The sequence below is a fragment of the Blautia fusiformis genome (assembly GCF_020686995.1).
GTDB classification, from domain to species: domain Bacteria; phylum Bacillota; class Clostridia; order Lachnospirales; family Lachnospiraceae; genus Blautia_A; species Blautia_A fusiformis.
Map to the genome: position 1 here is coordinate 1 of NZ_JAJEPT010000002.1, position 14,363 is coordinate 14,363.

The following is a 14,363-nucleotide window of genomic DNA, read 5'->3' on the forward strand; positions in this document are numbered from 1 at the left end:
AGGTTCCAAATGAATTATACACAGAATGAAAAGATTGAGCAAGTAACAGATTCAACAATGGTTGTCGGAGTTGATATAGGAAGCCAGATACATTATGCAAGAGCTTTTGATAACAGAGGACGCGAACTTACAAAACGTATTTTTTCTTTTCATAACGATCTGGAAGGGTTCAATTCTTTCAACCTTTGGGCAGAGACACTTAAGACTGAGAATAAAAAGACTGCAGTTCTGATCGGCTGCGAGCCAACAGGTCATTACTGGTTTGCGTTTGTGAAGTATGTAAATGATCATCAGAAAAGATTAGTAATGGTCAATCCATTCTCGGTTAAGAAGATCAAGGAACTTGATGATAACAGTCCAAAGAAAACAGATTCAAAAGATCCGAAAACAATCGCAAAACTAGTTGTGGATGGGAGATATTCAATCCCATACATGCCAGAAGGCATTTATGCCGAAATAAGAGACCTGGTATACAGCCGTGAGCCTATATGGATAATCTGAGGCATAAGTGTCGTGAAGAGCCGTATGCCTGAATTGGGCACGTACGGATCTGTGGGGGATATACCTAGTAATAGGTGTTTCTACCCGACAATTTAGGACTCGTCAGAGGATGGTGATCCTGGTAGACATGAGAGGTTAGTTACTGTAGGTGGATTTGGGAAACAGGAAGGCCTTCATAAGAAGAAACAAAGACGTTTTATTTCTTGTACCTAAAATCATCAGAAATGGACTCCATGAAGTCACTTCATATCCAGAAAACTCTATTTTGTAGATATATGTAACTTATTAACTGTTCAGCAAAGTCAGTAAAATCAAGGATTTTTGTTGAACATGCACTAAAAAGAATAGAGAGGTCCTCACCCACTGCTTATTGCTTTTCGTAACCTCCACAGGGGAGTTACTTGATTCGGTTAAAATATATGTAAATTTTCCACCAAAATATTATTGACGTAAGAAAAACCACATGGTATTTTATTTTTGGAAAAAATGAAAATTATTTTAAAGGCAAACCTGTTGAAAGGCAGGGTCGCAAAGCCAGAAGGGACTAAAGTCAGAAAGTTTGACCATGTCAGCCGGTTGCCACTGTTTCCATATCATCATAATATATGGAAAAGATGTTTGAACAGAAGAGATTCCGATACCTTTTATACTATATAGATGTGTGATTTTAAAGAATATAGTAGGGACACTGGCAGATTTTGGCAGATGTCCTTTTTGTATGCAAAAATGGGTAACGAAACTAGCAGGGACAGGTTTTCTGTATACAGATAAAAGCAGGATGAAGAAGGCATAAGACGGAGAGAGGACTTTTATAAAATGAAAAATTATGAAGACAAAATATATTCCTTAGGTGAGACTGTAACGGGGCAGACACAGGCCATGTCACAGGCCGTACAGAAAACACTGGAAAATAATGGCGGGGTAGGTATAATGACAGGATCTTATGACCAAAACCTGTCTATTTTGTCTGTGGATAATCTGCTGTTGCATAGTACAGGATATACATTCGATACTTTCATGGAACAGACAAAAGGCTCATTGAGAAATTTCTTTTATGACGAGGAAGATATACTGGAGCGAGACCGTTTTTTGCAGCTTCACGGAACAGGGGAAGCACAGATCCTTGCAGCAGACGGTACAGTGAATAATGTACGGCTTTGTAAAGAGGATGCGACAGATGAGGCGGGCAGACAGATCTGGGTTATGTCCGTACAGGTCAACTGGGATCATATAAATTTGGCACTGCTCAATGAGGCTATCTGTTCCGGCTTCTGGTATTTTGACTGTGACGAAAACAGTGAGATTGTGAATGCAAACTGGAGTCATGAATTTCGAAAAATGCTTGGCTATCATGACACCCTGGACTTTCCGAATAAACTGGAATCCTGGTCAGATCTTCTGCATCCACAGGATAAAGAAAGAGTAATGGTGCAGCTTCAGGCGGCAATTAAGGATAAGACGAACCAGATAAAATACCAGGTAGAGTATCGTATGAGAATGAAGGATAATCAATACCAGTGGTTTCGGGCATCGGCAGAAGTAATACGCCGTCTGGATGGTTCTGCCAGCAGGATTGCCGGGATTTTTATTAACATTGATGGGGAGAAAAAAGAAATCATGCAGGCACAAAAATCTGCTGCTTTCCACCGGGCTTTTACGAAAGCAGATTTGTGCGAGTATTATGTGAATCTGGAAGCGAATACTTTTGATACCTTTAAGGTTGAACCGTCCCTGATGACCGTCTTTGAACAGAGTCATACGTGGGATGAATTGATCCGGCATTTTGTGGATTCCTATGTTGTGGAGACAGATAAGAAGGCGGTATCCTCTTTTTACGACCGTGGTTATATTGCAGAAAGGCTGAAGGGGCTGGAAACCGAATTGGCTTTAGAGTGCCGTATCACTCTGAATGGAGAAGAACGATGGGTCCGCAATGTGGTCATACGTGGCGAAATAGAGGATTCAGAATATGCCATGATCTTTCTACGTGATATCACAGAGACAAAGGTAGAGAGCGCACGGCATCTGCAGATGGCAGCAGATAATGCTTCCATGGAGCAGCTGATCCAGAGCATAGTGCGTCTGGTTGACCGCTTTGTTGTCTGTGATCTGGAAAATGACAGATATGAATTCTACAATCTGAATGGACAGATGATATATAAACCTCTGGGATTTTATCATGATTTTCAGATGCAGGTTCTTGAAAAATATAAGACACTGGAACCATTGGAAGTTATAGATATCCTGATAGCCCCGGATAATATTCGGAAAAAACTGAAAAGTGAAAATGATATTTATAAGTTTGAGTATTGCAGCCTGGATGAAAAGACTTATAAAATCGCTTCTTATATTCCCTTGGAATGGAAGAATGGAAAGCTGGAAAAGGTATTGCTGGCATCCATGGATGTGACACAGGAGAAGAAAGCAGAGATTGAATCCCGTCAGGCACTGAAAGAGGCTTACCGGTCCGCAGAAAATGCAAATCGTGCGAAAACAGAATTCCTTTCCAATATGTCCCATGATATCCGGACACCAATGAATGCGATTGTGGGTCTGACAGCAATCGCAGGAGCAAATGTTGAGAGCCAGGACAGAGTCATTGAATGCCTCGGCAAGATCACAGAATCAAGCCGCCATCTGCTGGGGCTGATCAATGAAGTATTGGATATGGCACGCATTGAAAGTGGAAAAATGACACTGGCACAGGAAGATTTCAATCTGTCAGAGCTGGTAGATAATCTTATTACACTTACGAAACCGGTGCTTGATGAACATAAACATAATTTTGATATACACATCAATCATATTGAACATGAGGCTGTCTGTGGTGACAGCTTGAGGATTCAGCAGGTATTTGTGAATCTGATGAGTAATGCGATCAAGTATACACCGGATGGCGGGAATATTATTTTTTCCATAGAGGAAAAGCCAAATGGATTTTCAGAACTTGGATGCTATGAATTTACGATTGAGGATAATGGGATCGGTATGTCACCGGAATTCCAGAAAATCATGTTTGAGCCGTTCAGCCGCGCGGATGACCACCGGACAACCAGAGTCCAGGGAACTGGTCTGGGAATGGCAATCAGCAGAAATATTGTGAACCTGATGAATGGCACTATTAAAGTGGACAGTACCTTGCACAAGGGAACTAAAATCACAGTAACAATTTATCTGGAGCTTCAGGAAAAAGAAAAAGAACAGGACAGAAATCTGATGAATCTGCCGGTCCTGGTTGTGGATGATGATAGGACATGCTGTGAAAGTACAGTTGCAACATTAAAGGAAATCGGTATTATGGGTGAATGGGTTCTCTCTGGCAGGGAAGCGGTTGAGCGCTGTTATGCACGGCATGAGTTGAAAGATGATTACTTTGCTGTTATTTTAGACTGGAAGATGCCGGAGATGGATGGCATAGAAACAGCCAGACAGATCCGGAAGCGGATAGGAAAAGAGATCCCCATCATTGTACTGACATCCTATGAATTCAGCGAAATTGAAGAAGAAGCAAAGGCTGCAGGTGTAGATGCTTTTATTGCAAAACCGCTGTTCCGTTCCCGGCTGACGGCAACACTGCGGCAGTTTACTTCAGGAAGAAAAGAAAAAATAGCAAGAAATTATCTGGAGAAGCTGTCAGAATCAGACTACACGGGAAAAAGGATTCTGCTGGTTGAGGATAATGAGTTGAACAGAGAAATTGCTGGTGAAATTTTACAGATGACAGGTGCAAAAGTGGAAACGGCAGAAAATGGGAAAATTGCAGTTGAAAAAGTGGAAGCTTCTCCGAAAGGTTCGTATGATCTTGTTTTTATGGATATCCAAATGCCTGTCATGAATGGTTATGAGGCAACTGCAGCAATCAGGAGCCTTCCGGGTGAAAAGGGAAAACTGCCTATTGTTGCCATGACTGCCAATGCTTTTGCAGAAGATGTACAGCTGGCCAAAAATACAGGCATGAATGGACATATCGCGAAACCGCTGGATATGAATAAGCTGAATGATGTTCTGGAAAGCTGGCTGTAACTGATTTTCATGTGATCACAAAGTATATTACTAGGAACAGAGTGAACAGTAACAGTAACTCAGGTGATGCTGCATAAATCCTCAAATACTCCTTGCAATAAAAAAATACAGCAATTATAATATAAATACAAAAGCCGGATGCGGAGGCTGACTTCTGAAAACAAAGAAAGGAAGTATAAAATGGCGAAAATTTTAATCAGTCCGTCCAAATATTTACAGGGTGCGGGAGAAATGAAGAATCTTGGAACTTATGCTGCAAAGAGTGGAAAAAAAGCGTTGGTTCTGATCAGTAAAGGCGGATATAAAAGAATCGGTAAAACGATCGAAGAGAGCTTTGCTGAGAGTACCTGTGAGGTGGTTTTTGATTATTTTAACGGAGAATGCTGTAACAGTGAGATTGATCGTCTGGTAAAGATCGTAAAAGATGAGCAGTGTGATCTTACCATTGGTATTGGTGGAGGAAAGATCTTTGATACAGCGAAGGCAGTTGCATACTATGCGGGAACACCGGTATTTATCTGCCCGACGATCGCATCTACAGATGCCCCTTGCAGTGCTTTGTCTGTTATTTATACAGAAGAAGGAGTTTTTGAAAAATATCTGTTTCTTCCGGCGAATCCGAATCTTGTTCTGATGGATACAGATATCATCACCAAATCGCCGGTTCGTCTTACTGTGGCTGGTATGGGAGATGCACTGGCAACATATTTTGAGGCAAGGGCATGCAAGAGAAGCGGAGCAACTTCCTGTGCAGGAGGTAAGACAACAGAGGCTGCCATGGCACTGGCTGAACTTTGCTTTAATACCTTGATGGATGAGGGCGTAAAAGCTAAGATAGCTCTGGAAGCAGGCGTATGCACACCGGCAGTTGAGAAAGTGATTGAGGCTAATACACTTCTTTCTGGAATTGGTTTTGAAAGTGCAGGACTTGCAGGTGCACATGCGATCCATAACGGATTTACTGTACTGGAAGAATGCCATCATATGTATCATGGAGAAAAAGTTGCATTCGGAACCATCACACAGCTGGTACTGGAGAATATTCCCCAGGAAGATCTGGAAGAGATCATCTTATGGTGCATTGAAGTAGGACTTCCTGTTACTCTGGCAGAGCTTGGAGCTGGGAAGGTAACGGATGAGCAGCTTATGGAAGTTGCCACAACTGCATGTGCGGAGAATGATACACTTCACAACATGCCATTTGAAGTTACACCGGAAACTGTATTTGCAGCAATCAAAGCGGCAGATGCATATGGAAGATATTACCTGGATGAGGAATAAACAGATAAAAAGTAAATAGCTGATATAAAAATTGCAATCTGCAGAAACAAGAGTTATCAAGTATTGTTATCCTGCAGGTTGCTTTTTTTTATGTATGGCTGTAATATAACAGAAAGATCAGTAAATATCGGAACAAAAAACATACGGAGGAATATTTGTGGCAAAAAAACGAAAACCCAAAATGGAGCTTCGATATTATAAGATGCCGGAGGGGAGCCCCATCCTTGCATTGCTTGGACAGAAGTGGGTTCAGAATTATGGGAACGATATCGATTATCTCCATTTTCATAATTATCTGGAAATCGGATTCTGCTATGAAGGACAGGGATTTATGATACTTGGAGAGGATAAGGTACAGTTTCATGACCGGGATTTTACGGTGATCCCATCCAATTATCCACATACCACAAACAGTGATATTGGAACTATCAGCCGCTGGGAGTATCTTTTTATTGATGTAGAAGGATTCCTGGATAAATTTATTAATAATTCAGTAAAAAAAGAAAAAATCGTTCAGCGGATCAACTCCAGATCGCTTTTTCTGAATGAAAAAGAAAACCGATCCATGGCAGGTAAGATCCTTAAGATTCTGGATATCATGCGGGATGGAGAGGAATTTTATCTGGAAGAAGCTAAGGGAGTTTTGGCATCGCTTCTTGTGGAAATCGCAAGGATAAACCGAGATTTAGGCGAAGAACGTTACAGCGAAGGCAGAGGAAAAGTCATGGATATGATCTCCAGGTTCCAGGATTATATTTCTGATCATTACATGGAGGATCTTCGTATTGACGAACTGGCAGAATACTGTCATATCAGTGAAACTCATTTGCGCCGGATATTTACGACTTACATGAAGATGAGCCCGCTGGAATACATCAATACGATCCGTATCCAGGCGGCCTGTGATTATCTGAAAAAAACAGATCAGCCAATTGCAGATATAGCACATAAGTGTGGTTTTACCACCAATTCCACATTTAACCGGAATTTTCGTCAGGTTACGGGAATGACACCTCTGGAGTGGAGAAAACGTCCGGAGAACTATGAACAGCAGCTTCTTAAGTTTGACATCCATTCAGAGGAAGGCTGGTAAAACAACAAAACCAGATCTATGGATCTATCACGACAGAATAGAAATATCAGACTGTATGCGGATCAGGCAGATGGAAAGAGGTAAGAAATGTACGATTACAGGATTGTGGAGCAGGTCTCCAGAAAAAAGAAACATATGTCAGGAGCTCTCAGAAAAGTAATGGTGATCTTTGCGGCAATTTTTGTACTGATGGGTATCACGATCTCTCAGGCATTCATGCTTCCGGGATTTCTTCTGGCGCTGCTTTACTTTGCTTATGACATATTCAGCCAGAGAGACTATGAATATACCATGGAAAACGGACAACTGACCATAGATGTGATCTATGGTAAAAAATATCGTAAAACAGCTCACGTGCTGAAGCTTGAGGAGATGGAAGTGACAGCACCTCACTATCATGAAAAAGTGGCAAAATATAAAAAGAATACCGGAACGGAGAAACTGAAAAAATACGATTATACCTCTTATGAAGATGATGTGCCTTACTATACCATGATCATTCAGGAAGATGGACGTAAAATAAAACTTCTTCTGGATCTGACAGAGGAAATGCTGCATACGATGAAAACGCAGTTTCCTGAAAGGGTTTATTTTGCATAATATGCAGAAATGTTTGTGAAATATGTATGAAAAACAACATAAAATTTTATGAAATAGAAACAAAAACCTTCTTTTTTGACAAAAAATGTTCGCACAATGTCAAAAAAGAAGGTTTTTTTGGGCATCCTGACGAATGTAAAAAGAAAAATCCTCAAAGTGCATATTTTTTGTAAAAATATAGCGTGACAATAGTGCACAATCAATAAAATGGTTGAAATTGCACATTATATGAACAATTCTGCAAACTATAGAGGAAATACGGATGCTATAATCTATTCATAAGCAAACGGGAAATGCTTAATAAAGGAGGAAAAGTAAATGAAGAAAAAATTACTCGCAGTATTAATGACAGGTATCATGGCAATGTCTTTTGCTGCAACTACTACAGCAGTATATGCAAAAGGTGATGACGATAACACCCTGACTGTATGGGCATGGGATCAGAACTTCAACATCAAGGCTATGAATATTGCAGGTGAGCAGTATGCAAAGGATCACGAAGGATTCAAGGTTGATGTAGTTGAGACATCTTCTGATGACTGCCAGACCAAACTTACAACAGCAGCAAACGCCGGAGATTACAGCACACTTCCGGACATCGTTCTGATGCAGGACAACAGCTATCAGAAATATCTGAAGAGTTATCCGGATGCTTTTACAGATCTGAAGGATATGGATATCAACTGGGATGATTTCGGAAAACTGAAACAGTCCTACTCCATGGTAGATGACACACATTACGGAGTTCCGTTTGATAACGGTGCAACAATTGCCTGCTATCGTACAGATATCCTGGAAGAAGCAGGATATACCATTGATGATCTTACAGATATCACATGGAGCAAATTCATGGAGATCGGAAAAGACGTTCACGAAAAAACAGGTAAATATCTCCTTACAAGTGAAGCAACAGGTGGCGATACTCTGATGATGATGATCCAGTCCTGTGGAGCAAACTTCGTAAATGATGACGGAGAGGCTTATATCGTTGGCAACGATGTAGCAGAGAAATGCGTAGATCTTTATGTGGATCTTGTAAAGAACAATGTTGTTAAATTAGTAAATAACTGGGATGAGTACATCTCCACAATCACAGGCGGAGAGGCTGCCGGTATCGTTAACGGTAACTGGATCACAGCTACACTGATGGGAACAGAGGATCAGAAGGGTCTGTGGCAGATCACAACAATGCCGAAAGTTGACGGCGTTGATACAGCTACAAACTATGCAAACAATGGCGGATCTTCCTGGTACATTACATCCAACTGCAAGAATGTAGAGCTTGCTGAGGACTTCCTTGCAAGCACATTTGGTTCCAGCACAGACTTCTATGATGCAATCCTTCCGGAAACAGGTGCAATTTCCTGCTACCTGCCGGCTGGTGAGTCTGAGGTTTACAATGAGCCAAGCGAGTTCTTCAATAACCAGCCGATCTTCTCAACAATTGTAGAGTACTCTTCACACATTCCGGAATTTACAAAAACTCCGTACCACTATGAGGCAAGAGAGTGCATCAACACAGCTGTTGTTAATATTGTAAACGGCGCAGATAAAGAATCTGCACTTCAGGAAGCACAGGATACACTGGCATTCAAGATGACAGAGTAAAGCTGAAATATTAATGAAATACAGGGCAGGGGACTGCATGCAGTCCCTTGTCTTATGTAAAGGTTTAGATGTTTGAAAGGAGGAGTTCCTGTGAATTCCAAAAAAAGTGGCATGTCTCTGGTAGCGAAACAAAGAGCGGCCGGCTGGATCTTTCTGGCACCGGCAACCATTATGATCGCTGTCATGAGTTTTTATCCGATGATCCGCGCATTTATCATTTCTTTACAGACAGGTGCCGGAGCAAACATGAGGTTTGCGGATCCGATCTTCAGTAACTATAAACGTATCATGATGGATAAGGTATTCCAGCAGTCCATCGTCAATACTTTCCTGTATCTTATTATTCAGGTACCGATCATGCTGGTCCTTGCGATCCTGCTTGCACAGCTTCTGAATAACAAGGATCTGAAATTTAAAGGCTTTTTCCGTACATGTGTATTTCTTCCATGTGCAACATCTCTTGTATCTTATTCTCTGATCTTCCGTTCTATGTTTGCAACAGACGGTCTGATCAACAGCATCCTGATCAAACTTGGAATTTTAACAACTGGCTATAACTTCCTGGGTAACTCCACAAGTGCAAAGATCGTGATCATCATCGCACTGATCTGGAGATGGACAGGATATAACATGGTGTTCTATCTGGCAGGTCTTCAGAATATTGAATATTCTGTATACGAGGCAGCAAAGATCGATGGTGCCAATGGCTGGAAGACCTTCTGGAAAATTACCGTACCACTTCTGAAACCGACAATTATCATGACATTTATTATGTCGATCAATGGTACACTGCAGTTGTTTGATGAGTCTGTCAACCTGACAAAAGGTGGCCCGGCGAACTCAACCATCACAATGTCCCATTATGTTTATAATACATGCTTCATCAACGTGCCAAACTTCGGATATGCGGCAGCAATGTCATTTATCATATTTATCATGGTAGCGATCCTGGCCTTTATCAATTTGAAAGTAGGTGATACACGTGACTGAGAAAAAGAATAAATCCGCAATTCAGAGAAGATTGATCCCTACATATATTTTTCTGATCATCGTATCATTTATCTCTGTATTTCCACTGTATTGGATGATCTCTGCGGCAACCAATACATCCACAGATGTATCCAGAGGCCGTATCCTTCCGGGTACATATTTTATGCAGAACTTTAAAAACCTGACTGCACAGCAGCCGCTGTGGAGAGCTCTTGGAAACTCTCTGTTTTATGCAGTTCTTACTACAGTGATCTGCCTTCTGATCTGTTCTATCGCAGGTTATGGCTTTGAGGTATATCATGACAGATGGAAAGACAGACTGTTTTCCACCCTGCTTCTTGCAATGATGGTTCCGCAGGTTGCAACGATGGTTCCTTTATTTAAGATGTTTTCAAAAGCCGGACTCTTAAATACAGCGGTAGGTTTTATCCTTCCGATCATTTCCACACCATTTATGATCATGATGTTCCGTCAGAATGCCAGAGCATTTCCTATCGATATCATTGAGGCAGCACGGATTGACGGATTAAGCGAGGTAAGGATCTTTTTCCAGATGTTTATCCCGACTATGAAATCTACTTATGCGGCGGCAGCAGTTATCACATTTATGAATGCATGGAATTCCTATCTGTGGCCGAAGGTAATCATGACAGATAATAAGGCGATGACCATGCCGATGTTGATCGCCAATCTGATCACAGGATATGTAACGGATTACGGCATGCTGATGTGCGGCGTATTATTCTGTTCCATTCCGACCATGATCGTATTCTTCGTATTACAGAAACAGTTCGCAGAGGGTATTACCGGAGCTGTAAAATAATTTTAAAACAAAAAGGATGCTGCCGAAATCTGTAGGTATATTGTATAATATGCTTTAACTGGATCACGCAGCATTCTTTTTATACCAGATCAACTGTGGATCAGTTGTCTGGTATAAATTTTCTCAGAGAAGAGGATGCTTTTGTCCGCTTGATGTGAATCAAATCATAAGGAGATAAAAAATGGCAGAGCAGATTAGATACAGCCATTATCTGCACGGCGGCGATTACAACCCTGAGCAGTGGCTGGACAGACCGGATATTCTGAAAAAAGATATCGAATATTTCAAAAAAGCCCATATCAATACCGTTTCCATGGGAATGTTTTCCTGGGCAGTGCTGGAGCCAGAAGAGGGAAGATATAACTTTGACTGGCTGGAAGAAGTGATCGATAATCTGTATAAAGAAGGAATTTATACGATACTTTCCACACCATCCGGAGCAAGACCGAAATGGATGGCAGATAAATATGAAGAAGTTCTTCGCATGGATCCGGATCGCACAAGAAGATTTTTCGGTGGAAGACATAATCACTGTTATACTTCTCCAGTATACAGGGAAAAAGTCTACAATATTAATAAGAAGCTTTCTGAACGTTTCGGAAAACATCCCGCAGTGCTTTTGTGGCATATTTCCAATGAATATGGCGGAGAATGCCACTGTCCTCTGTGCCGGGAAAAATTCCGGGAATGGCTGAAAGAAAAATACGGGACCATTGAAAATTTAAATTCCAGCTGGTGCACAACGTTTTGGAGCCATACCTATAACAGCTTTGATCAGATCGAAAGTCCTTCGCCAAAGGGGGAAAATGCTCTTCATGCACTTACCTTGGACTGGAAACGTTTTGTTACAGACAGGACTGTGGATTTTATGAAGCATGAGATTTCTGCGATCCGTGCAGGTGGTTCCGAGCTTCCGGCAACTGCCAATCTGATGTATGACTACAACGGACTGGACTATAAAAAATTTAAGGATGTTATGGATATTGCATCCTGGGATAATTATCCAAGCTGGCATAAAAAAGACAATTATACCACAGCGTTGGACGGAGCCATGCAGCATGATCTTATGCGAAGCATCAAGAAAGCACCGTTTCTTCTGATGGAATCCTGTCCCTCTGCGACCAACTGGAAGCCTATCAACAAGCTGAAAAAACCAGGAATACATCTGGCTGCCTCTCTGCAGGCAGTTGCTCATGGTTCAGACAGTGTTCTGTATTTCCAGCTTCGTCAGAGCCAGGGAGCCTCTGAGAAATTCCATGGTGCGGTGATCGATCACTACGGTGGGGATGATACTCGTATTTTCCGCGAAGTGACAGAGGTAGGAGAAGCGTTGGAGCAGATCCGGGAAACTGCTGGAAGCGTGACGAAGTCTCCAGTGGCTGTTCTCTATGACCGGGAAAATGACTGGGCGCTGAAGGATGCGCAGGGACCTCGAAACGAGGATATGCATTATCAGGAAAATGTACTGAAACAGTATCGTGCTCTCCGAAGAAAAGGCTATAATACAGATATCATCAATATGGAACATGAGCTGTCCCGGTACCGTTTGGTAACGGCACCGATGGCCTACATGTTTTATCATGGATATGCCGAAAAGCTTCGCGCTTTTGCAAAAAACGGTGGTACTTTGGTAATTTCCTACTGGTCCGGACTTGTAGATGAAACAGATAAATGCTATCTGGAGGGAACCCCTCACGGGCTGATGGAAGCAGCCGGTATCCGTACGGAAGAGATCGATGCACTTTATGACTGGGAAGAAAACGTAGGTATCCCGGAAACAGGAAATCATCTCAGAATTACAGAAAGCTATACCTGCAAAAATCTCTGTGAGCTTGCAAAGGTTTCCGATGCGGAAGTACTGCTGCGTTATGGAAGGGATTTCTATCAGGGGTATCCGGTACTGACTCACAAGAAATACGGAAAGGGCCATGTTTATTATGTGGCGGCAGATATGGAAGCAGCCTTTTATGAGGATTTTCTGGGAAGGGCAGCAGAGGAAGCAGGCGTGAAGATGCCGCTTACATTTATACCGGAAGGTATTTCTGTGACAACCAGAGAAAATAAGGATACGGAATATCTATTTATCCAGAACTTCGGAGAAAAGACAGAAACGGTTTCTGTCCCGGGGGATTACGAAGTTCTCTACGGATCAACGGATGAAAATATGGCTCCGCTTGCCACCAGGATCTTAAAGCGGAAAAAATAATCAAAGTAAAAAAATCACAGCAAAAGTATAAAGTATATTTGTTTTCGGACGGTATGCTTTTTACTGCTGTCTGGGAAAGAGAAGGTAAAATGGCAGGTACACCAAAAGAAGAGATAAAAAGAATAGCGGATCAGTTTGCATTTACCGGAGAACTGGTTTCCTGCGGCCCCTGCGGAAGCGGGCATATCAACGAAACCTATATGCTTAGATATCGGATCGGAGAGATGGGGTCCATTAAGGTGATCCTTCAGAAGATCAATCGGGAGATCTTTCAGAAACCGGAAGAACTGATGGAGAATATTGCCGGAGTCACCGGGCATCTGAAAAAGAAAGTTCTTCAGAAGGGAGGAGATCCGGAACGGGAGGTTCTGAACCTGATTCCGACAAAGGACGGGAAGGCATTCCTGACAGATGAAAACGGAGAATGCTGGAGAGCTTATATTTTTATTACCGATGCAGTAAGTTATGATCTGGCGGAAAAACCGGAGGATTTTTATGAAAGTGCAGTTGCATTTGGAAAATTCCAGGAAATGCTGGCAGATTACCCGGCAGAGACTCTGCATGAAACGATAAAGGATTTCCATGATACAAAGAAACGTTTTCAGACTTTGAAAAATGCCATAGAGAAGGACAGCCGCCATCGTGCCGCATCCGTAAAAGAAGAGATCGCATTTGCGTTTCAGCATGAGTATCTGGCAAATGTATTCGGTGAGCTTCTGGCAAAAGGTGAGGTGCCCCTTCGGGTAACGCACAACGATACGAAGCTGAATAACGTTATGATCGACTTGGAAACAGGAAGGGGAATCTGTGTAGTGGACCTGGACACGGTTATGCCGGGACTTGCCATGAATGATTTTGGAGATTCCATTCGTTTCGGGGCCAGCACTGCATTGGAGGATGAGAAAGATTTAAGCAAAGTTTCCTGTGATATGGAGCTCTATGAAATCTATGTAAAAGGCTTTCTGGAAAGCTGTGGAGATAAGCTTAGTGCAAAAGAGATCGAGATGCTTCCCATGGGAGCTAAGGTGATGACTTATGAATGTGGCATTCGCTTTCTTACCGATTATCTGGAAGGAGATCATTATTTTAAGATCGACCGGGAAGAACACAATCTGGACCGCTGCCGCACACAGTTTAAGCTGGTGGCTGATATGGAACAGAAATGGGATACTATGCAGACGATCGTGAAAAAATATCAGAAATAAAAAAACAGGAATTTTTACAATGGAGGTAAAGTG

The 14,363-nt window shown here is 42.0% G+C and carries 10 protein-coding genes and 1 riboswitch; all 10 genes read left to right on the forward strand.

Going from position 1 to position 14,363, the window contains the following annotated elements; genetic code table 11:
• The coding region (locus LKD46_RS01905; RefSeq protein ID WP_227573733.1) for an IS110 family transposase at nt 1-501 on the forward strand (501 nt) is incomplete at its 5' end.
• A gap of 493 nt (nt 502-994) precedes the next feature.
• Nucleotides 995-1,085: riboswitch (cyclic di-GMP riboswitch) on the forward strand.
• 232 nt (nt 1,086-1,317) lie between these two features.
• The gene (locus tag LKD46_RS01910; RefSeq protein ID WP_110103024.1) at nt 1,318-4,524 is read left to right on the forward strand and encodes a hybrid sensor histidine kinase/response regulator; all 3,207 of its coding nucleotides are present in this window, start codon (nt 1,318-1,320) and stop codon (nt 4,522-4,524) included.
• Between the two features lie 180 nt (nt 4,525-4,704).
• Nucleotides 4,705-5,805, forward strand: a complete 1,101-nt coding sequence (locus LKD46_RS01915) for a glycerol dehydrogenase (RefSeq protein WP_044961632.1) — start codon at nt 4,705-4,707, stop codon at nt 5,803-5,805.
• Nucleotides 5,806-5,962: 157 nt separating this feature from the next.
• A complete protein-coding gene (locus tag LKD46_RS01920) occupies nt 5,963-6,898 on the forward strand; it encodes a helix-turn-helix domain-containing protein (protein WP_227573734.1) in 936 nt (311 codons plus the stop codon).
• Between the two features lie 87 nt (nt 6,899-6,985).
• Nucleotides 6,986-7,498: a DUF6106 family protein gene (locus LKD46_RS01925; RefSeq protein ID WP_021651763.1), complete on the forward strand. Its 513-nt coding sequence runs from the start codon at nt 6,986-6,988 to the stop codon at nt 7,496-7,498.
• Between the two features lie 318 nt (nt 7,499-7,816).
• Nucleotides 7,817-9,106, forward strand: coding sequence for an ABC transporter substrate-binding protein (locus LKD46_RS01930; protein ID WP_015524390.1), 1,290 nt, complete (start codon nt 7,817-7,819; stop codon nt 9,104-9,106).
• A 90-nt stretch (nt 9,107-9,196) separates the two neighbouring features.
• Entirely contained in the window at nt 9,197-10,096 is a 900-nt protein-coding gene (locus tag LKD46_RS01935; protein ID WP_022426329.1) for a carbohydrate ABC transporter permease, read from the forward strand.
• Entirely contained in the window at nt 10,089-10,919 is an 831-nt protein-coding gene (locus tag LKD46_RS01940) for a carbohydrate ABC transporter permease (RefSeq protein ID WP_021651760.1), read from the forward strand. Before LKD46_RS01935 ends, LKD46_RS01940 begins: the two co-directional genes overlap by 8 nt.
• Nucleotides 10,920-11,100: 181 nt before the next feature.
• Nucleotides 11,101-13,125, forward strand: coding sequence for a beta-galactosidase (locus LKD46_RS01945; protein WP_110103023.1), 2,025 nt, complete (start codon nt 11,101-11,103; stop codon nt 13,123-13,125).
• A gap of 89 nt (nt 13,126-13,214) precedes the next feature.
• Entirely contained in the window at nt 13,215-14,330 is a 1,116-nt protein-coding gene (locus LKD46_RS01950; protein ID WP_015524392.1) for a phosphotransferase enzyme family protein, read from the forward strand.
• Nucleotides 14,331-14,363 lie beyond the last annotated feature (33 nt).